Source organism: Bythopirellula sp. (assembly GCF_041737835.1).
Classification (GTDB): Bacteria; Planctomycetota; Planctomycetia; order Pirellulales; family Lacipirellulaceae; genus Bythopirellula.
Window position 1 is genome coordinate 228,039 of sequence record NZ_JBGSQY010000021.1, and the last position, 19,655, is coordinate 247,693.

The 19,655-nt window shown below is 55.2% G+C and carries 13 protein-coding genes; 10 read left to right on the forward strand and 3 right to left on the reverse strand.

Annotated elements, in window-relative coordinates; genetic code table 11:
- Nucleotides 1–482 precede the first annotated feature (482 nt).
- The 6 genes from AC6T8Q_RS05650 to AC6T8Q_RS05675 all read left to right on the forward strand — a co-directional run bounded on the left by AC6T8Q_RS05650 (nt 483) and on the right by AC6T8Q_RS05675 (nt 10,896).
- Nucleotides 483–1,148, forward strand: a complete 666-nt coding sequence (locus AC6T8Q_RS05650) for a carbonic anhydrase (protein ID WP_500678142.1) — start codon at nt 483–485, stop codon at nt 1,146–1,148.
- A 52-nt stretch (nt 1,149–1,200) separates the two neighbouring features.
- Nucleotides 1,201–1,500, forward strand: coding sequence for a hypothetical protein (locus AC6T8Q_RS05655; RefSeq protein WP_500678143.1), 300 nt, complete (start codon nt 1,201–1,203; stop codon nt 1,498–1,500).
- A gap of 67 nt (nt 1,501–1,567) precedes the next feature.
- Nucleotides 1,568–3,550, forward strand: a complete 1,983-nt coding sequence (locus tag AC6T8Q_RS05660; protein WP_500678144.1) for a SulP family inorganic anion transporter — start codon at nt 1,568–1,570, stop codon at nt 3,548–3,550.
- A 380-nt stretch (nt 3,551–3,930) separates the two neighbouring features.
- The gene (locus AC6T8Q_RS05665) at nt 3,931–7,407 is read left to right on the forward strand and encodes a transglutaminase family protein (protein WP_500678145.1); all 3,477 of its coding nucleotides are present in this window, start codon (nt 3,931–3,933) and stop codon (nt 7,405–7,407) included.
- Nucleotides 7,408–7,431: 24 nt separating this feature from the next.
- Entirely contained in the window at nt 7,432–9,975 is a 2,544-nt protein-coding gene (locus tag AC6T8Q_RS05670; protein ID WP_500678146.1) for a circularly permuted type 2 ATP-grasp protein, read from the forward strand.
- Nucleotides 9,976–9,978: 3 nt separating this feature from the next.
- A complete protein-coding gene (locus tag AC6T8Q_RS05675; RefSeq protein ID WP_500678147.1) occupies nt 9,979–10,896 on the forward strand; it encodes a transglutaminase family protein in 918 nt (305 codons plus the stop codon).
- Nucleotide 10,897: 1 nt separating this feature from the next.
- On the opposite strand, the gene AC6T8Q_RS05680 is transcribed toward AC6T8Q_RS05675, so the two are convergent.
- Nucleotides 10,898–11,710, reverse strand: coding sequence for a hypothetical protein (locus AC6T8Q_RS05680; protein WP_500678148.1), 813 nt, complete (start codon nt 11,708–11,710; stop codon nt 10,898–10,900).
- Between the two features lie 278 nt (nt 11,711–11,988).
- Between AC6T8Q_RS05680 and AC6T8Q_RS05685 the strand changes: the two genes are divergently transcribed.
- From AC6T8Q_RS05685 to AC6T8Q_RS05695, 3 genes are read left to right on the forward strand one after another with little or no spacing between them, the layout of a single operon-like run.
- Nucleotides 11,989–12,672 carry a vWA domain-containing protein gene (locus AC6T8Q_RS05685; protein ID WP_496919511.1) on the forward strand — a complete coding sequence of 228 codons (684 nt, stop codon included), beginning with the start codon at nt 11,989–11,991 and terminating at the stop codon, nt 12,670–12,672.
- A 52-nt stretch (nt 12,673–12,724) separates the two neighbouring features.
- The gene (locus AC6T8Q_RS05690) at nt 12,725–13,441 is read left to right on the forward strand and encodes a PP2C family serine/threonine-protein phosphatase (protein WP_500678149.1); all 717 of its coding nucleotides are present in this window, start codon (nt 12,725–12,727) and stop codon (nt 13,439–13,441) included.
- Nucleotides 13,434–15,503 (forward strand): helix-hairpin-helix domain-containing protein, encoded by a 2,070-nt coding sequence (locus AC6T8Q_RS05695; RefSeq protein ID WP_500678150.1) that lies wholly within the window; start codon nt 13,434–13,436, stop codon nt 15,501–15,503. The genes AC6T8Q_RS05690 and AC6T8Q_RS05695 overlap by 8 nt, the downstream gene beginning before the upstream one ends.
- A 6-nt stretch (nt 15,504–15,509) precedes the next feature.
- Here AC6T8Q_RS05695 and AC6T8Q_RS05700 read toward each other — a convergent pair whose 3' ends face one another.
- Nucleotides 15,510–16,958, reverse strand: a complete 1,449-nt coding sequence (locus AC6T8Q_RS05700; RefSeq protein ID WP_500678151.1) for an ATPase, T2SS/T4P/T4SS family — start codon at nt 16,956–16,958, stop codon at nt 15,510–15,512.
- Nucleotides 16,959–17,156: 198 nt separating this feature from the next.
- Here AC6T8Q_RS05700 and AC6T8Q_RS05705 point away from each other — a divergent pair, with 198 nt between their 5' ends.
- Entirely contained in the window at nt 17,157–18,092 is a 936-nt protein-coding gene (locus tag AC6T8Q_RS05705; RefSeq protein ID WP_500678152.1) for a hypothetical protein, read from the forward strand.
- Between the two features lie 9 nt (nt 18,093–18,101).
- Here AC6T8Q_RS05705 and AC6T8Q_RS05710 read toward each other — a convergent pair whose 3' ends face one another.
- Nucleotides 18,102–19,601, reverse strand: coding sequence for a GGDEF domain-containing protein (locus AC6T8Q_RS05710; protein WP_500678153.1), 1,500 nt, complete (start codon nt 19,599–19,601; stop codon nt 18,102–18,104).
- Nucleotides 19,602–19,655: the final 54 nt, after the last annotated feature.

A 19,655-nucleotide genomic window follows, 5' to 3' on the forward strand; every position in this document is an offset into this window, starting at 1 on the left:
TAAGATTGTTAGCATTCGTGCGGATTGCCGTCGGCAATCTCTGCTTGCTAGCAGTTTTGTTAGCGTCCGGCCCCGTGATGGGCAGTGAGAGTACCGAAGCTCCCACGACTCCCGTCGAGTCGAAGGAATCATGCACGGAAGCGGTCGTTTGCCTCGAAACTCGTCTCGTCCGTATTCGCCTGCTGTGGACTTCTCCCAGTCTTTTATCCATAGATGCCCTTTATTCGGCTCTTCCCAGGCAGCAGGCTGTTCCACTCACGGGGCATAGGCTGTCTCATGAACTTCTCGCCCCGTTGCGCTGTTAAGTATCTGATGGTTGCGCGCTGGTTGTGTCTCTCAGTGAGAGGGCTACATTCGCGGTGTGCGGCTCGGTTTCTTCTGTCGGCCATTTTTTGTTGTAGCGCAACAATTCGCCAAGGTTTTTCATCTCCCCAGTGTTGGCAGGTCGCACAATCGACCTTGCTTCTTTCGGAGCTTTCACGATGCAGAAGTTGATTCAGGGAATTCATCAGTTCCAAAACATTGCGTTCGCCGATCAAAAGCGGCTGTTTGAACGCTTGAGCAAAGGGCAACACCCGATCGCTCTGTTCATTACTTGTAGCGATTCGCGCATTAATCCAAATTTGCTCACACAAACTGATCCCGGCGAGCTGTTCATCATGCGGAACGCTGGGAACATCGTGCCTCCCTACGGCGCCGTTCGCGGCGGAGAGGCCGCCACGATCGAGTACGCCGTAAGCGTGCTCAAAGTGAAGGACATTATTATCTGCGGCCACTCGCTTTGTGGTGCCATGGGTGCCATCTTGGACCCCAGTTCCACCGAGGGCCTGCCGGCGGTTAAGGATTGGCTCTGCCACGCCGAAGCCACCGCGCGAATTATTAAGGAAAACTATTCGCACATTGACAACGCTCAGGCCAAGCTGACAGCGGCGGTGGAAGAAAACGTGCTCGTCCAGCTTGAGAACCTACGCACCCATCCTTCCGTCGCCGCCGCTATGATGCGCGGCGATCTCAAGATTCATGGCTGGGTCTACAAGTTCGAATCGGGACAAGTCTTTGCCTACGAGCCCGAGCATGGTCAATTCTTGACGATTGAAGAGGTCTTTACCGACACGAGTGACATGCACGTCCATTTGCCGGCAATCTGAGGCGGGGCGGTTTGATTATTGATTCAATTAAAATAAACGAGGCAATAAATATATGAAACCTAATAAGAATCAGGCGTCCAGCATCGCAGGACTTTCGGCCCTCTCCGCGGAATCGCAAATGTGTTTCGGAGCCGCGGCGGGGTGCTTAGTTCTAGGTTTGATTGGCTATGTTGTGAATGTACTGACCACCTCAGAAACCACATTGAGTGCTTTCCTGGTGATTAGTGCTTTTTACTTGATGCTAGGCATCATTAGCTTGTTTAAGGCCAAACCCAAATATGCTATCCAGCAGGCACGCAGCGGTCGGCAGGAAACTTACTTAGAGAGTGAACTAGCCGAAGACGCTGCTTAGTGCGAATTTTGCCGCTTTCTTTAGGCGGCAGCCAGCAAAAAAGCTAGAATATTGTGTCATGAACACAATGAGCTCTAATTCGGTTGGTCTTAAGAAGTCGACGTTCAAAAGCGATTTGCTCGCTTCGGTTGTCGTCTTCCTGGTCGCGCTTCCCTTATGCATGGGCATCGCAATCGCTTCGGGGGCCCCGGTTGCCGCCGGTTTAATTACCGGTATCGTCGGCGGATTGCTCGTCGGCACGATCGCTGGCTGCCCCTTGCAAGTCAGCGGACCTGCCGCGGGCCTTACGGTGATTGTCTATGAAATCATCCAGCACCACGGTCTGGAAATGCTGGGGCTCGTTGTGCTGCTGGCGGGTGTCATGCAGATGCTCGCCGGGGTGATGCGATTGGGGCAATGGTTCCGCGCCGTGTCGCCGGCCGTGATTCAAGGCATGCTCGCGGGAATTGGCTTTTTGATTCTAGCCAGCCAATTCCACGTCATGATCGACGACAAACCGAGCGGCAGCGGGGCAGAGAATCTGGCCACGATCCCTGCGGCAATTTGGAAAAGCGCGGAACTCCCCAAGCCCTTGCCACGCGAAGTCCGGGAAGTTCATACCGAAATGCTGCGTAGCGTCGGCGAGTTGCATCGCCAGCAGGTCAACATTCAGGAACAGTTGGCCGAGCACCTGCCGCATGACGGCAGCGAAGTGCCAACGGAATTGTCTCCCGACATTTCAGCCGATATCAATTCGTTGATTCCGCAAGAAAAGGGGCTGGTCAATCAATTTGAAAAACTCGAACAACAATTGATCGAGTTCGAACAGAAGGCCCCCGAAACAGACCGCGCTCAAGAAATTATTCTGGCCGCTCAAGAAGCCCTTACACAGGGCCGCAATGCGATTTCTTCACTGGAAGGCCAGAATCTCACCACGGCGATCGAGGCTCAACAGGAATTTCGGTTGTCGCTGGAAAACTTGTTGGGGAACCTCAAGAATCACAACTCCGCGGCGTTGCTGGGGATTTTCACGATTCTTGTCATTGTGCTCTGGCAAGCGTTCGCCCCGACCACGCTCAAAGTGTTGCCCGCTCCGCTTGTGGCCGTTGTGGCCGCGACACTTCTGGCGACGTTCTTAATCGTTCCGGTGTTTTATGTCGAAGTCCCCGACAATCTCGCCAATGATATCCGCATTCCTTCTTGGGAATTAATGAGCAATGCACCTTGGGTTGAGTTGCTTAAAGCTGCTTTGCTTCTGGCGGCGGTCGCCAGTGCTGAAACATTGCTGTGCTGCACGGCCGTCGATCAGATGAAGCCCGACCAGCGCACCGCCTACGACCGCGAGTTGTTCGCGCAAGGCTTTGGAAATGCCACCTGCGGTTTGTTTGGTGCGCTCCCCATGACGGGCGTCATCGTGCGAAGCTCGGCCAACATCCAGGCAGGGGGACAAACGCGACTTTCGGCAATCATGCACGGGGCGTGGCTGTTGGTGTTTGTTTGTTTTCTCAGTTTTCTACTGCGGCTGATTCCAACCTCAAGCCTCGCCGCGATGCTTGTTTACACCGGCTACAAATTGGTCAACGTCAAGGCGCTTGTTGAGCTAAGAAAATTCGGGTGGGGCGAGGTGGGTATCTACGCCGTCACCGTTTCCATGATCGTGTTCACCGATCTGCTTACCGGCGTCCTGACGGGCATCGGGCTGTCGGCGCTCAAGCTTCTTTACACATTCACGCACCTGAAGATTAAGTTGCAAATGCCCAAACAAGAGCATGGTGTGGCCGTGCTGAAGCTCTACGGTTCGGCAACATTCTTACGGCTTCCGAAACTTGCCGCCGCCTTGGAGAAGATTCCTGAAGGCACCGATTTGAGAGTCGATTTCAAGCATCTCGACTACATCGATCACGCCTGTTTAGAGCTCCTCATGAATTGGGCCAAGCAGCACGAATCCACCGACGGCACGCTCGAAGTCGATTGGGATTCCTTGCATGCCCGCGTACGACCGGACACGATCCTCGACGAAAGCATGATCATGAACGACTCTCCGGTGATGAACAAATCCGGCTCGGTGTGAGATGGTCTTCCCTCTCCCGAAGACGTAATCTAAAGGCAGATCCCTGTATTTCGCGATGCCAAGCCAGCTCGAAGCTTGCCCTAGTCGGGCAAGTATGTGTTTGTTTTCCACAATACTTAAGTCTATTTTCCGCACGAGAAATACTCGTTATTGGCAGCAGATTCTGCTGGACTTGGGCGGATTTTGGTTATACTAGGGGCGAATCTGATTGGCGCGGTCAGTTTTCCCAGGCAGGATAGAGAACCGGTATCGATGAGCCGCTAACCCCCCAGGCGGGTTGACTGGATCCAGATCCCTTGTGATCCACGAACCGGGTGCGCGACGAATCGGAACCCCACCTATTTACAATGCCCTTTGTTAGCCCTGCTTAGGGTCCCGCCATGGCTATACGTGTTGCGCTCCACCACCGTACCGAATACCGGTACGAAGATCCCTCGGAATTCGGACCTCATTTGGTCCGCTTGCGACCTGCCCCGCACACGCGCACGCCGATTCACAGCTATTCGCTGCGCGTCGAGCCTGCTGACCACTACCTGAACTGGCAGCAAGATCCGTATGGAAATTATGTGGGCCGCTTTGTGTTTCCCAAGCGGTCGACGAAGCTCGTCTTTGAAGTTGACCTGATCGCCGAAATGACGGTCATCAACCCGTTCGATTTTTTCCTCGAGCCAGCCGCAGAAGAGTTTCCTTTCACTTATCATCCGACGCTGCTGCACGATTTGATGCCGTTCTTGCATGTTTCGCCCGCGCTCGATAACTCGCCGTTGGCTGAGTACATCCGCACGGTGGATCGTCGCAAACGCCGCACCATTGATTTTTTGGTCGAAGTCAACCAGAAACTCAGCGAACACATTGGCTACCTCATTCGGTTAGAGCCGGGTGTTCAGTCGTGTGACGAAACGCTTTCCAAGCGCAACGGTTCCTGCCGCGATACGTCGTGGCTGTTGGTGAACATCCTGCGGCACATGGGACTCGCCGCGCGATTCACTTCGGGCTATCTCATCCAGCTCAAACCCGACCAAAAATCGCTCGATGGTCCGTCAGGGGCTTCTGAAGATTTCACGGATCTGCACGCCTGGGCCGAAGTCTTTCTGCCCGGTGCTGGCTGGGTGGGGCTCGATCCCACTTCTGGGTTGCTGACTGGCGAAGGTCATATCCCATTGGCCTGCACGCCCGAGCCAATTTCTGCCGCGGCAATCACGGGGACTACGTCAGAACCACCGCTTGACTTCAAGTTCGAAATGACCCTCACACGGGTCCACGAAGATCCGCGCGTCACAAAGCCCTACTCCGACGAACAGTGGGACAAAATCAATGCTCTTGGTCAGCAAATCGACGAGCACCTCCAAGCGGGCGACGTTCGGCTCACGATGGGTGGCGAACCGACGTTCGTCTCCATCGACGACATGGAAGGCGAAGAGTGGAAAACGGCCGCCATGGGCGAGAACAAGCGCCGACTTGCTGGTGATTTGCTGTGGCGGTTAAAGCATCGTTTTTCCAGCGGGTCGTTGATTCATTTTGGTCAGGGGAAATGGTATCCCGGTGAACCGCTTCCCCGCTGGTCGTTGAAGTGCTATTGGCGCAAAGATTTTGAACCCGTCTGGCAGGACGAATCGCTCATCGCCGATCCCATCAAGCCGGGAACGCACACTGTCGACGATGCCCGTCGTTTTGGGCAATTGCTCGCCCAGAAGTTGAGCGTGAATCCCAGCCATGTAATCGATGGCTTCGAGGACGCGCTCTATTACACGTGGAAAGAGCGCCGCTTGCCGATGAACGTCAACATTCGCGATTCCAAGCTCGAAGATGAAATTGAGCGCGCTCGGATGGCACGCTTGTTTGAGCAAGGCATCACAGCCCCCGTGGGCTGCGTGTTGCCTCTCCGCCGTGTTTGGTGGGCGCATGAGCCGTATTGGGAAAGCGGCGAATGGATCGTCCGCAGCGAGGAAATGTTTTTGATCCCCGGCGATTCGGCCATGGGCTATCGCCTGCCGATTGTCTCATTGATGTGGTACCAGCAACCAGCGTTTGAAAAGTTTGGCTTTGTGGCTGATCCGCTCGCGCCACGTGGTCCATTGCCGCAATATCGCAGCTTGCGCGATCCCCAGCACGCAACTTCGGCCATGATGAAGTTGGCGTATGCGGGCGGAGGTGGCGGCGGAACATTCGGTGGGGATTGGAGTGGCGGCGACTGGTCAGGTCATAGCGAAAGCGCCAATCGGAGCGGCCAACATGAAGCCACAAATGGCTTTGGGCATGGTCATGGCGAGAATGGTTTCTCTTCCACCGGGATGCCGATGCACTTCGCCACGGGTCAAAACGATCCGTCAAATGTGGTTCGCACGGCTCTCTGCATCGAGCCACGGGGCGGTGTGCTGCATCTCTTTATGCCCCCCATGGATCATCTGGTCGATTACCTCGATCTCATCGCAAAAATTGAAGCCACTGCGGCCGAGCTACAACTTCCGATTGCGATTGAAGGCTATGAACCGCCACACGATCACCGTTTGCAGCATTTGAAAGTGACACCTGATCCAGGGGTCATTGAAGTCAACGTGCAACCAGCGAGCAATTGGCGGGAACTCGTCGACATCACGAGCGGCGTCTATGAAGATGCCCGCAACAGCCGACTCGGCACGGAAAAGTTCGATCTGGACGGCTCGCACACTGGCACGGGGGGTGGTAATCACGTCGTGCTGGGTGGCCCGACTCCCAACGACAGTCCATTTTTGCGTCGCCCCGATTTATTGAAGAGCTTGGTAGGCTTTTGGCACAACCATCCTTCGCTCTCCTATATGTTTTCGGGATCGTTCATTGGTCCGACGAGCCAAGCCCCGCGGGTGGATGAAGGCCGGCGTGATGCACGCTATGAGTTGCAAATCGCCTTTGAGCAAATCACCGGCAAAAGCAATGTCGCCCCGTGGATCGTCGATCGTGTCTTCCGGAATTTGCTGGTCGACGTGACCGGCAACACACATCGATCCGAATTTTGCATCGATAAGCTCTATTCGCCCGACTCTGGCACGGGCCGCTTAGGCCTCATCGAGTTCCGCGGCTTTGAAATGCCTCCCCATGCTCGCATGAGCCTCGCGCAGCAAGTTTTGTTGCGGGCATTGGTGGCCCACTTCTGGGAAGAGCCCTACGGCATCCCGCTCGTGGATTGGGATACCTCATTGCACGATCGTTTCTTATTGCCTCATTTTGCGAAATGTGATTTTGCCGACGTGATCGAAGAAATCGAGCGTGCGGGCTACAACATCGACTTTGAGTGGTTTGGACCTCACTTCGAGTTCCGTTACCCCGTGATTGGCACATTTGCCCAAGCCAATATCCATGTTGAGCTCCGCAAGGCAGTTGAGCCCTGGTATGTCTTGGGTGAGGAGGCAGGCGGAGGTGGAACGGCACGTTACGTCGATTCCTCGGTCGAGCGGATGCAAGTTAAAGTCAAGGGAATGACCAATCCCAGACACATTATTACCTGCAACGGACGGAAACTGCCGTTGCATCCGACCGGTACAGAGGGAGAATATGTGGCGGGCGTGCGTTATCGCGCTTGGCAACCACCGAGTTGTTTGCATCCAACGATTCCCGTTGATACGCCGTTGGTGTTCGACGTGGTCGATACTTGGCTGAAACGTTCGATCGGTGGAGCCACCTACCACGTGGGACATCCCGGGGGATTGAATCCCTCGTCGTTCCCCGTTAACGCTTTTGAAGCGGAGAGTCGGCGCGGAGCTCGATTCTCGGCAATGGGTCATCGCGGTGGCAGAATTGCCATTCCGCGTGACGAAGTGAATCCCGACTACCCCATGACGCTCGATTTGCGGCGTGGGCGTCAAAACGGACTATTGGCGTAAAGCAAAGGGTAAGCTCGTTCTGTTGTGAGCATTCTCGAGCCGGCAAAGCAACACGTGAATCTCTTCGGCGACTATACGTGCAATTCGCAGTCGTACGATGAAGTCTTCACCGCTGCGGGGAAGATGCATCCCCATTGGCAGCGGTTTGCCGAGGCGGCTGCGCACTTATCAAGCGATGAATTCAGCCGCCGCTGGCTGCAAGCTCAGCGACTATTACGCCAAAATAGCCTTGCCTATCCCGATCCGACTGATCCCCACGCCCGCAAACATCCTTGGGCGCTCGACGCTTTCCCGCTTGCGATTGGCGCGGACGAATGGCGCACCATGGCCGAGGGTTTACAGCAACGCGCTCACGTGTTGGATTTGGTGCTGCGCGATTTGTTTGGTCCGCAACGGTTACTGTGCGAAGGGATCTTGCCCCCCGAAGTTCTTTTTCGACATCCGGGCTTTCTTCTGCCATACGCTTCGCCGGAGAAACAACCCGACCGCATTCTGCATCTTTACGCAGCAGACTTGGCTCGTTCGCCCGATGGCCAATGGTGGGTGATGGGGGATCGCACCGAGGCCCCTTCGGGTGCCGGTTTCGCGCTCGAGAATCGTATCGCCATGTCGCGCATGATGCCCGACGTGATTCATCATTGCCGCATCGAACGGCACGCCCCCTATTTCAAAGCCGTGCAGCGGCATTTGGAAAGCCTCGCTCCACAGCAAGACGACGAACCTCGCGTGGTGTTGTTGAGCCGCGCTGCGGGGACCGCCAACTATTTTGAAGATGCGTTTCTCGCGCGCTATTTGGGATACACGCTCGCCGAAGCCGGCGATCTCGACGTCCGCGACAACCAAGTATTTCTCAAAACTCTCGCGGGGCTGACGCGAGTGGATGTCTTGTGGCGGCGACCCAACAGTGAGCATTGCGATCCGCTTGAGCTTTCAATAGTCTCACCGAGCGGCGTGGCAGGATTGGTGCAAGCCGTGCGGAGCGGAGGTGTGGCTCTCGCCAATAAGCTGGGCAGCGGACTGGTGGAATCGCCAATTTTCATGGCATTTTTCCCACAAATTTGTCAGCACCTATTGGGCGAGCCCCTCAAGATGCCCGGAATTGCTACCTACTGGTGTGGCGAAGACAAAAGCCGGCAACATGTCCTCGCGAATCTCGACAAACTCGTCATCAAACCGGCCTATCGCCGACGGGGCTTCACACGGAGTGAATCGCAAAGTTTTGCCAAGCTCACGCGGCGTGAAATCTCGGTGCTGATCGAAAAAGATCCCGGTAATTTTGTCGCGCAAGAAGTGGTGACCCGCTCGACGGCCCCCGTATGGTCGGAAGTGACAAGCGAACGAGCGTATGTCGCACTACGCACCTTTGCCGTCGCTAATGAGGATTCTTACGAGATCATGCCCGGCGGTCTCACGCGGCTCTCGGCCACGCTGGCTCCGTTGGAATTGTCATTGCTCGACGGCGAAGGCAGCAAAGACACTTGGGTGCTTGCCGACGGGCCTGTGGAAAAAGTTACATTGCTGCAAACCGCCGACGAGCCGGTTCAATTTCGTCGTGGTGGTGTCGATCTTTCCAGCCGTGCAGCCGAGCACTTTTTCTGGTTGGGACGACTTTCAACTCGCACGGAATCGCTCGGCAAATGGGTGCGGGCCGTGGCTTCGCGATTGTCGAGCGAAGAAGACGCCGAAAGCGTGCCCGAATTGCCGATTCTGATTCGTGGGCTCGCCAGCCAGGGCATGATCGAGCCCGGTGTCGTGGTCGAAGAAATCCGCGAGCAGCTTCCCACGATCGAAAGGCTCTTGCCTGCCGCCGTGTTCAATAACGACGACGTGAACGCGTTGCGCTCCACCGTCAGTCGCATGACGGTGCTGGCTTCCTCGGTGCGTGATTTGATGTCGCTCGACACATGGCGGATCATTCGCCAGATGGACGACAACTTTTGGAGTTCTCCCAAGAGCGATGGTCTGCTCGACGTGATGGAAAAGGTCAACGAACTGTTGGTACAGCTCGCGGCTTTGGGTGGTAATGTCGCCGACAGCATGACCCGCACGCATGCCTGGCGGTTTTTGGATTTCGGCCGCCGCTTGGAACACGCCCTACAAACCGCGACGCTGCTTTCCAGCGTGCTCGATGCCAAGAGCTCCGCGGATCACGCGCTCTTGGAATCGTTGCTCGAAATCTGTGACGGTCTGATGACGTACCGGTTCCGCTATTTCTCGCGGATGCAACTTGCTCCGGTGCTCGACCTGCTGTTATGCGACGACACAAATCCGCGCTCGGTGCTGTATCAAGTCATTCAGTGCTTCAACCACGTGAATCAATTGCCCCGCGATATTCACGGGCCCAATGTGCGGCCTGAGCAAACGTTGGTGGCTTCGGTTTCAACACTGCTGAAAACGACGAACAGTCAGGAAATCGCCGCCGCCTACAATGCGGGCGATCCCAAACCGCTCAAGTCGTTACTCCAGTACATTGAAGACACGTTGCCGAAGCTTTCCGACGCGATTTCTCATCGCTACTTTTTCCATTCGGGACCCGTCGTTCAACTGGCGAGAATCAGCCCCTCTTAAGCCATGCATTACACCGTTCAGCACACAACCTGGTATGCCTACACCGAGCCGGTGCCCAATTGCCACAACATGGTGCACTTGGCTCCGCGTAATACAACCCGCCAAACCTGCCGGCAGCATCGCTTGGTGATCGAGCCGACCCCTTCGACGCTCGCCCGACGAGATGATTATTTCGGGAACGCGGCCGATTATTTTTCGGTCCGCGGCGCGTTGATGGGGCTCAAAGTGACGGCCGAGAGTCAGGTAGAAGTCTACGAAGCGCCTGAGTATGAAAAGCTCCCCTCCCCAGCGTGGGAAACTCTCACACATCGGCGCCGTGACAAATACGATCGCGATTCACTGGAGATCTTGCAGTTCACGTTCGCCTCGCCGCGGATTCGCTTGTTCCCCGACATGTTTCGCTACGCCGCGTCGAGCTTCCCGGCGGAACGCCCGATTCTCGGGGCCTTGCGTGATCTGACGACGCGAATTCACGCGGATTTCAAATTCGATTCCCGCGCGACGACCGTCAACACACCACTTGACGAATTGCTACAAATTCGCCGGGGCGTGTGCCAGGATTTTGCGCATCTGGCCGTCGGTTGTGTTCGTTCGATGGGACTCGCTGCTCGATATGTGAGCGGCTATATCTGCACCGAACCACCGCCGGGCCAACCCCGACTCGTGGGAGCCGATGCGTCACATGCCTGGGCTTCGGTCTATTGCGGTGAGAAGTTGGGCTGGGTCGACATCGATCCCACGAACGATATGTTCTCCAGCGAAGAACACATTTGCATCGGCTGGGGACGCGACTACAGCGACATCTGCCCGATTCAGGGGACATTTGTCGGAGGTGGCGATCACACGATGGGAGTGAGTGTCGATGTTGTTCCGCAAGAACAACGCCCGAAAGGACCATCGCAGTCGCAATCCCAGAGTTGAACTACTCAGACTGACCACGAACAACATCGTCGCGGCCATATTTCGCGGCGATGAACGCTTCGTTACCTACCTTTTCAAAGCTCGCCAGATATTTGCGTGCTTCATCCAGGCGTGCCCGATCCTCGCGCGACAGTCGCCACGAGAACAAATGAGTGGCCCGCAGCATGGACTTATTTGCTTTGAGCGTGCGACGAATTTCCACCGGCATTACGCCGTATTTTTCCAATGAGCTGTTGAGTTCTAAGCGTGGTCCCGGTGGAGGCGTGCTGTTCATCATCGTGTTGAGTCGCGTATACCAATCGGTGAATTCGCGGTAACGAGAGAGCAGGGGGGCGCTGTCTGCGGGAATCGTGGCGACATTGTATTCCCACAGGTCGCTGGTGAGCATCAGCACGCCGGTATCACGGTCGAAAGTTTCTTTGAATTTCGGATTCGCTGAAAATTTCAACAGCGGGTCTTTTTGATCGGCGGCCCAGCTCGAGAGTTTATCCATCAGTCCGGCAATACGTTCGGTCGAAACTTCAGTACGTCGGGCACTGCCAACGTCGAGCAGAATAAACTGTCCACCGTTGCCGGGAGTGGGGGCGCGGAAAATAGCGATCTGTTCGGGATTCTCCACGAAGTCGTAAACCGTGTTCTTGTCGAACAGCGTGACCGTATGGCTTAGCGGCTTTTCCTCTTCTTCATCCCCGCCAAAAACTTTGGTCTCGATGCGAAGTTCTTCGGCGTAGCCGGCGTGGATCCCCACCGAGGTAGCAAATAGGCTCAGCAAGATCAGCAGCAATGGGGCGAAAGGAGAATAAGATGTTCGCATGATGCTAGGGTTCCTATGCTTCCGACGGCCACGAAATAAACGGGTTCGAAGAATAGGAGGAATGCGGAATCAGGTAAACAGCGTTTTTGACCCAAAATCGCTAGCAAAAATTGCTCAACCCGCAGATTTTCACTAGCCCGAGGGGTGTACTGAAAATACTTGAACGATGCTGGCATTCGGGCCATACTAGGTTGCTAGTTGAAATCAAGGAGTTTGCGCGATGCCAGCGTGAAATCACTGGCCGCGAGCCCGTCCGCATGACAGGGGTAGAGTCGAGCATGGAACAAGTTTCTGCAGAAAGTGCCTTCAGTTCGGTTGAATTCGCTGAGAATCCGGAGCCACGGGTTCCTTGTGTGTTGATCGTCGACACGTCGACTTCGATGCACGGCCCACGGATTACGGAACTCAATAAAGGCTTAGAAATATATCGCCAGGAGTTGATGGCCGACCCGCTAGCATCCAAGCGAGTCGAAGTTGCAATCGTGACCTTTGGCGGGCGGGTTACCCGCTTGGTCGAATTCACGACGGCCCTCGAATTCGATCCACCGAAGTTGCAGGTTATCGGCGGCACTCCGATGGGTGAAGCCATCAACGTCGCGCTCGACATGATCGAAGAGCGCAAGGCTTGCTACCGCGAAAACGGAATTGCCTACTACCGACCGTGGGCTTTCCTGATCACCGACGGTGAACCGAACGATCACTGGAAGCCCGTGGTGTCACGAGTCCATGCCGGCGAAAAATCCAAATCGTTCTGCTTTTTCGCGGTCGGAGTCGAAGGGGCCAACATGTCGGTCCTCGACGAGATTTGCGTTCGCAAGCCATTGTGGTTGCAGGGCATGAAATTCCGCGAACTGTTCAGTTGGTTATCCAACTCCCAGCAGGCGGTTTCGCGTTCCTCACCGGGGGAAGAAGTGCCGTTGGAAGATCCAACGAGCGGACCGCGCGGGTGGGCCCAGATCTAATATGGCAATCGCATGGCGCACCATCTCACGAAGCGTCCAGGGTAAATCCCACTTGGCGGATGGTACTCCGTGCCAAGATAGCAGCCGGGTACGCACACTCGATGGCAAAGCCGCGGGGACGCTCGTGGCCTGCGTGGCCGACGGTGCAGGTTCCGCAAAACACAGCGGCACAGGTTCGCTCGTGATCTGCAATGCCGTGGTCGAGAGCGTCGACGCCTTTCTGGTAGGAGGCGGTTCCATTGCTGCGATTGATGCGCAGCAGGCGATTGCCTGGTGTGATTTGGCGCGCAGTCGCATCGAAGAAGAAGCTTCGGCTCGCGATGCCCGCACAAACGATTTCGCCACCACGATTTGCACGGCCATTCTATCTCCGACCGGTTCCTGTTTTTTTCAGATCGGCGATGGGGCCATCGTCCTGCGTAGCGGTGTTTCGTGCGGAGCCGTGTTCTGGCCAGATTCCGGCGAATATGCCAACACAACTACATTTATCACGTCCAAAGAGTACCGCGATAAGTTGCAGTTTTACGTAACACCAAACACGTACTCCGAAGTTGCACTGTTCACCGATGGCATCGAACGGATTGCCTTGCGTTTCGACACGCAAACGCCTCATCCTCCGTTTTTTGAGCCATTATTTCAGGCCTTGGGAACATTAGAGAATTGGCAAAGCTTGGGAGAAAATCTTGAGCAATTTCTAAAATCCGAATCTGTCTGCCGCCGTTCCGACGACGACAAAACCCTCATCCTGGCTTCGCGATCCAATGATTAGTGCCCCCAAATTAGTGGACTCGCGCGGCGAAGAAGTTCGCCTGGGTGAGACGATTGGCAAAGGGGGCGAGGGGAGCGTTTACGCCGTCGAGACCGACGACCGTTTGGTCGCCAAGCTCTATCATCAACGTCCTTTGCCGACGGAGACGTTTGAAAAACTGCAAGCGATGATCACGCGACGCACCTCGGCGCTCGAGGCCATCTCGGCTTGGCCTCGAGAGTTGTTGCTTGATCCCCGCAGTCGCGATGCCTTGGGCATCCTTATGCCCAACGTGAGCAAATCTAAAACGCTCCATGAACTGTACGGCACGGCCAATCGCCGTCGTAATTTTCCGGAAGCTCGTTGGCATCACATGGTGCTGGCGGCACGCAACGTGGCTGCGGCCTTTGAATCCATGCACGCGGCAAGCATCGTCGTGGGCGACGTCAATCAAGGCAACTTGATGGTCGACCAAAACATGTGCGTGCGATTTATCGATTGCGATTCCTTCCAAATCGAGGCCAATGGACATGTGTTTCCCTGCCCGGTGGGCACACCGCACTTCACGCCGCCGGAACTCCAATCGCTGAAACTGCGCGACGTCCGTCGCACGGAAGATCACGACCGCTTTGGACTCGCGATTATGATCTTCCACCTGCTGTTCGTAGGACGGCATCCGTTCGCGGGGCGTTTCAACGGACCCGGCGAATTGACTATCGAAAAAGCAATTGCCGAGAAGCGGTTCGCGTTTTCCAAGAACTCCAAGGACACTCTGGTAACTCCTCCACCGGCGTCACTGCTGTTGACCGATCTGCCGCAAAGCGTGGCGGATCTGTTCGAGTGGGCCTTCCGCGGTCGCGATGGTGAAGAAGGCCGACCCACTGCGCATATGTGGGTCGAACAACTTGAAGCACTCATCAAGCAGCGGCGTGTTTGTTCGTTTGATCCGGCCCACGTCTATTACAGCATGCTCCGCGAGTGCCCGTGGTGCCGCATCGAAGACGAAGGAGGCCCCGTCTTTTTCGTTGCCGATGGCGGGGCGTCGACCGTTTCCAAGGGACGACTTGAAGAACTCGATCGCCGGATTCAAAAGCTGCAGATTCCTGGCTTTGTCGATATTCCCGCGAACAAGCTGCCGATGCCGCAGGTGCTCAAACCCACCAAGCCGACGGAAAAAACAAAGGCCTCGGCAAGCGACGTGGCTGCGACGGCCATGATCGCCGCGGCGAGCGTATGCCTCTTAGGAATTAAGTGGCCCATCGCCTTAGGTCTGGGAGCTTTGGGCTCGGTTGCTGCGGGTGGGTATTTGATTTTCAGCAAAGCAGGACGGGCACGCCGCAAGGAAAGCGATACCTTGTTCACGCAACTTCAGCAAATCCAAGCTCAACTTGCCAAAGGGGCGCAAGTCGTCCTTGGTAAACACCGTCAACGCAAGAAGCAGTTTGACAATTCCGTCGAGGATTTGAAAAACGCTTACGAGCACTATCAAGCCGAGGAAGGCCAATTGCAGGACGTGTTGGTTTTGCAGCGAGGTTCGCAGTTGAATCGTTATCTCGCCAGCAATTTACTGCAAGACAACATGCGGAAAATTCCCGGCTTGAATTCTTCGATGCTTTCCATGCTGCAATCATTTGGAGTGGAATCGGCGCTCGACGTTGACACCCTCAAGTTGATGGGAATCCCGATGCTCGGCCCCGGACTAACGCTCGATTTGATGACTTGGCGGGAGCAGGTCGCCAGCGGTTTCAAGTTTAAGCCTGAGCATGGTGTGTCATTTGAGGACACGAAGCAAGCGGGCGAAAGTGCGCTTCGGAAATTCAAGATCTCTCAAGCTCGCAAGGTTCTGATGGGAGCCACGCAGCTCGACGCGATGGCCGAAGTGGGTCTCGCGGAAACCAATCGCGATTTGAAGAAGTATAATGAACTTGCCGAACGCGGCAAACACATTGCTCGGCAATTGCAAGAGTTCCAAAGCAACCGTCGTCCGTTGGAACGCCGCTTGAACACGAACCCCTATATCACCGCTACCATGGCGTTGACGATCCCACTCGTAGCTTGGGTCTTGTGGATGATTCTCGGGTAAAGGCGATTACCAATTGAGGGCTTCGAGAATCTCGCCCAAGCTCGTGGCCCCCGCGAGTAGCTTATCGACCGCATCATCTTTCAGCCGCGGAATCTTATTCTCCCGCATATAGTCGGACACCTCGACTTCGTCGCATTTCTCGATAATGCGCCGTGTTAGTTCCTCGTCGATCGCGAGCATCTCGAAAATTCCCACCCGGCCACGGAAACCGCGTTCGCCGCAGAGTTCGCATTTCCCCGGTTCGTAGATAATGCTCCCTTCAATATGGGGAGCCCCGAGACTGGCCGCTTCCACGGCCGTGATGTTGCGTGGTTTACGGCATTGTGAGCAAAGCCGCTTCACAAGCCGCTGGGCGACCGAAAGTCGCAGCGTAGCCGCCACCTGGAAGGGCTTCACTCCCATATCGATAAGGCGGGTAATGACGCCGGCCGCGGAATTTGTGTGCAAAGAACTAAAGACCAAATGCCCTGTGAGGGCGGCTTTGAGGGCGATGTCTGCCGATTCAAAATCGCGAATTTCGCCGATCATGATCACATCGGGATCGCTACGCAAAATGTTGCGCAGCACGGTGGTGAATTGGAGCTTATCGGCGTCGTCCACTTCCGATTGCGCGACACCCACGATATCGAATTCCACAGGGTCTTCGACCGTAATGATGCGTCCGGGGAAATTGGCGAGCCGATGTCGCAGGGCGGCGTAAAGCGTGGTCGATTTACCGCTTCCCGTGGGGCCGGTCATCAAGATCATACCCTGTTTTTGCGCCGCGAATTTAACGAACGTGTCGTACGCTTTTTTCGACATGCCCAGTCGGTTGAGCGTGAGATTCTCGGTTTCCAACGCCAACAGACGCAGCGTCATCCGTTCGCCATGAGTCGTGGGGAGACAAGCCGCACGAATGCTGATCTTGCGCTTATCCTCTTCGAAATGATGGATGAAAGCACCGTCCTGCGGCAGCCGCCGCTCGGCGATGTCCATATTCGAGAGGACTTTGTACCGGCTCACGACCGCATTATGCAAATTCTTGGGTAACTTACGAATCGTTTCCAAATCGCCGTCAACGCGAATTTGAATGAGCGTGATACTTTTCTCTGGATCGATATGGATATCCGAGGCACCGCGCTGAAAAGCTTCTTTGAGAACCTCGTCACACATTCCCACGATATCAGGCGGTTCGCCAGCAACGACCGATTCGTCCTTCTTGCGTAAGCCGCGAACAAGATTGCCGATCTTGCCTTTCGTGGGCTTCTCCTCGGCAGGTTTCTCGGCTTCTTGGATGACCGTCGTGACTTCCAGGCCCGGCACATAGGCGGCGATCACCCATTCCTGCGAGTCCACGTTGCGAACCCGGTGCGTCGGCATGAGATTCCCGGCAGCCGCCCACTTCTGCAACTTTTCCAAGCTATAGGGGCCGTAGGTATTGCCGTCGCCGATTTCAAAGTACCACTGGTCGTTCATGCGTATAGCCCGAAGAAAGCAGGACTCATCACGAATTGCATTGTATTTCAACACGCTTCAGACGGGTAGCAGTCGTGCTGGGGACTAAATACTTCAGTTTCCAAACAGTCTCAGTTGTAGCGATTGTGCCGACTCATCGAGGTCGAACCGCCGGTTCGCCGCATTTTTTGATGGAAATCGACTCCTCGCCACGGGAAAATGAAGAGACGATCCCCTCGTCCATTTCCTCTCTTCTTCGTGTTTGCCAAGTTCATGGGCATTATTCCCCGCGACAGTCGCCAAATCGTTTGTTTGCTTGTTGCTTCGCTCGCCTCGCCGCTTTTTGCAGGCGAGACGTTACAAGTAACTACGGCTGATGGCCGCGTGCTGTCTGGTGAAGTTGACCGCCAGAGCAACAGCGAAACGCTTTGGCTCCGCTTGTCGCAAGACAATATCATTCTCACAACAGCCGTCAGTTGGTCCGACGTTGTCAGCGCAACGCTCAATGGGCAAGCGATTCCCGTGGCTGGTATCGTCGGTGATCTTGGCAAATACGCAACGAGTGCCCCACGAACTTTTTTGACGCAATACGAACCCGTTCCGATCGAAACTCAATCGGTTTCTCGGCAAGCTAACTACGCGATCAAGCCTAAAATTGCCACCATCCAAGTCGAAGCAGGGCTTGCCAACCTCGACCGCACGGTCGAACTCGATGGCTTGCTTGTCTCACTGGCCGCCTTTGATACGAATGGAAACGTCACGCCGTATCGTGGCACTTTGAACGCTCGCCTTATCGTGCAACGCACCAATTTCCACACGGGGCGAATTAGTTTTGATGAGTTTCAACGCTGGTCGGTGCGCGTTGGCGAGAAGAATTTCTACGACCAAATCGCCCAGCTTTCGTTGCCGTTCCATCGGCCGTCCCCCGATTTTGATTGGGAAGTCTGCCCGAGTGCCATACTGAATGTTCGCCTGGGCGTGCCACGGCAGGGGAATTACGAAGCCAGCGTGCCCGTAACAATCCGTGAAATCAATCCTCTGCGTGATACCATGCAAAATTGGATCGGGACGCGATTCTATCGGGATGAACTCACCCACAACACGCGGCACGACGGTACTCAGCTTCTGCACATGGGTTACAGTCCGTCGCCATAGGCGAACTATCTAAACTGCACTGTAGCCCGGCATTGAACAATAGTCGTGTTCGTGGAAAACGACACAACCGCCACCAGCTGCCGTGGCGGAATTCAGCGCGTTTTCCACGTTGTGAATAATGGTTCCCGGCTGTTCGCTGCGACCGACTTCGCTGACGCCAATGCTGACAGCATAAGATAATCCGGGATATTGCATGTCGTGATAGTTGGCCGCCCGCATACAAAGGCGACGTAGTGGAAAAGCCGCTCCTTGAATCGTGGTCGAGGGCATCAGGATGCCAAAGCTGTCTTCGCTGTAACGAACAATCAAGTCCGTTTCACGAAGTTCCGTACCAATCATCCGCGCGACCGTCGCCATCAGGCTTTTCAAAGTTCGCAGTTGATTCTCTGGCGTGGCGGCATATTGATCCACCTTCACAAGGGCTACCACGATATCCACACCATAGCGATTCCGCTCGGCCGTGCGGCGCCGCAGTTCTTCGATGAGGACACGCTGAGTTGGCAGGCCTGTAGTTTCGTCGGCAAATCGCTCGTCACCCGAGGAACTTGTAGTCCCCTGATCGACGGCAAGATCGCTGAAATCGGTCTTGATGCCGATGCCGTGTTGTTGGCACGTCGTGCCATCGTGATAGTGAACGCAATTGCGGCCAGCTTCCTTGGAAGAATAGAGTGCTGCGTCTGTTCGCTTGGTGAAGGAAATGGCATCCTCACCCACCTGCAATTGGGCAAAACCAATGCTCACGGTCACACGCAGCGTCAGGCTTTCATACGTAAACCGTTGTTCTTCAACCAATCGGCGAATTCTTTCGGCTACGTCTTTGGCTTCTTCAAAGCTGATGCCGGGCAGGATGATTGCGAACTCCTCACCACCATAACGGGCCACAAGATCGGCCTTGCGAACCATGATTTGCAGCGTGTGAGCAACACCTTGTAGCACTGCGTCGCCTGCGGGATGGCCATAGCGGTCGTTGAATTTTTTGAAGTAATCGATGTCGATAAGCATCAGAATCAACGGCGTTCCATCGCGTTCCCACTGCGAGATACGCCGCGTCAATTCAAACTCATAAGCGCGTCGATTGGCGATCCCAGTCAGGGAATCGGTAAGCACGTCTTTCTTATGAGCCTGGCGGAGCGTATCAAGTGCCTCATGCCAATTGTCACTCAACCGGCCCACCATCATCGAGATCAGGAGCAAAGTTGAGGACCACAGAATGAAAACAAGCAAATTTCGCAGCGGAATCTGGGTGACCGCCTCACTGCCAAATTTTGGCAAGAAGATAATCGTCGCACAGAGAATGCAAAACAGCGCCATCAGACGTGCGCGGTATCGGCCCAGGCAAAATCCCGTGAGAACCACCGGCACGTAGAACAAGTGCAGTAGCAATGTGTCCTCAACCTTGTACGACCACATAAAGAATGTGACGCACAACACGGCGAGGACGAGGAAGTTTTCCAACAACGACATTCGCTGGGACGAGCAGCTGCCGTTAATGTGAAGCGATGAGAACATGCAAGGGGAATCTGCGGGGCGAATGGGGCAATCAACATAGGTGTGCAAGAAAAT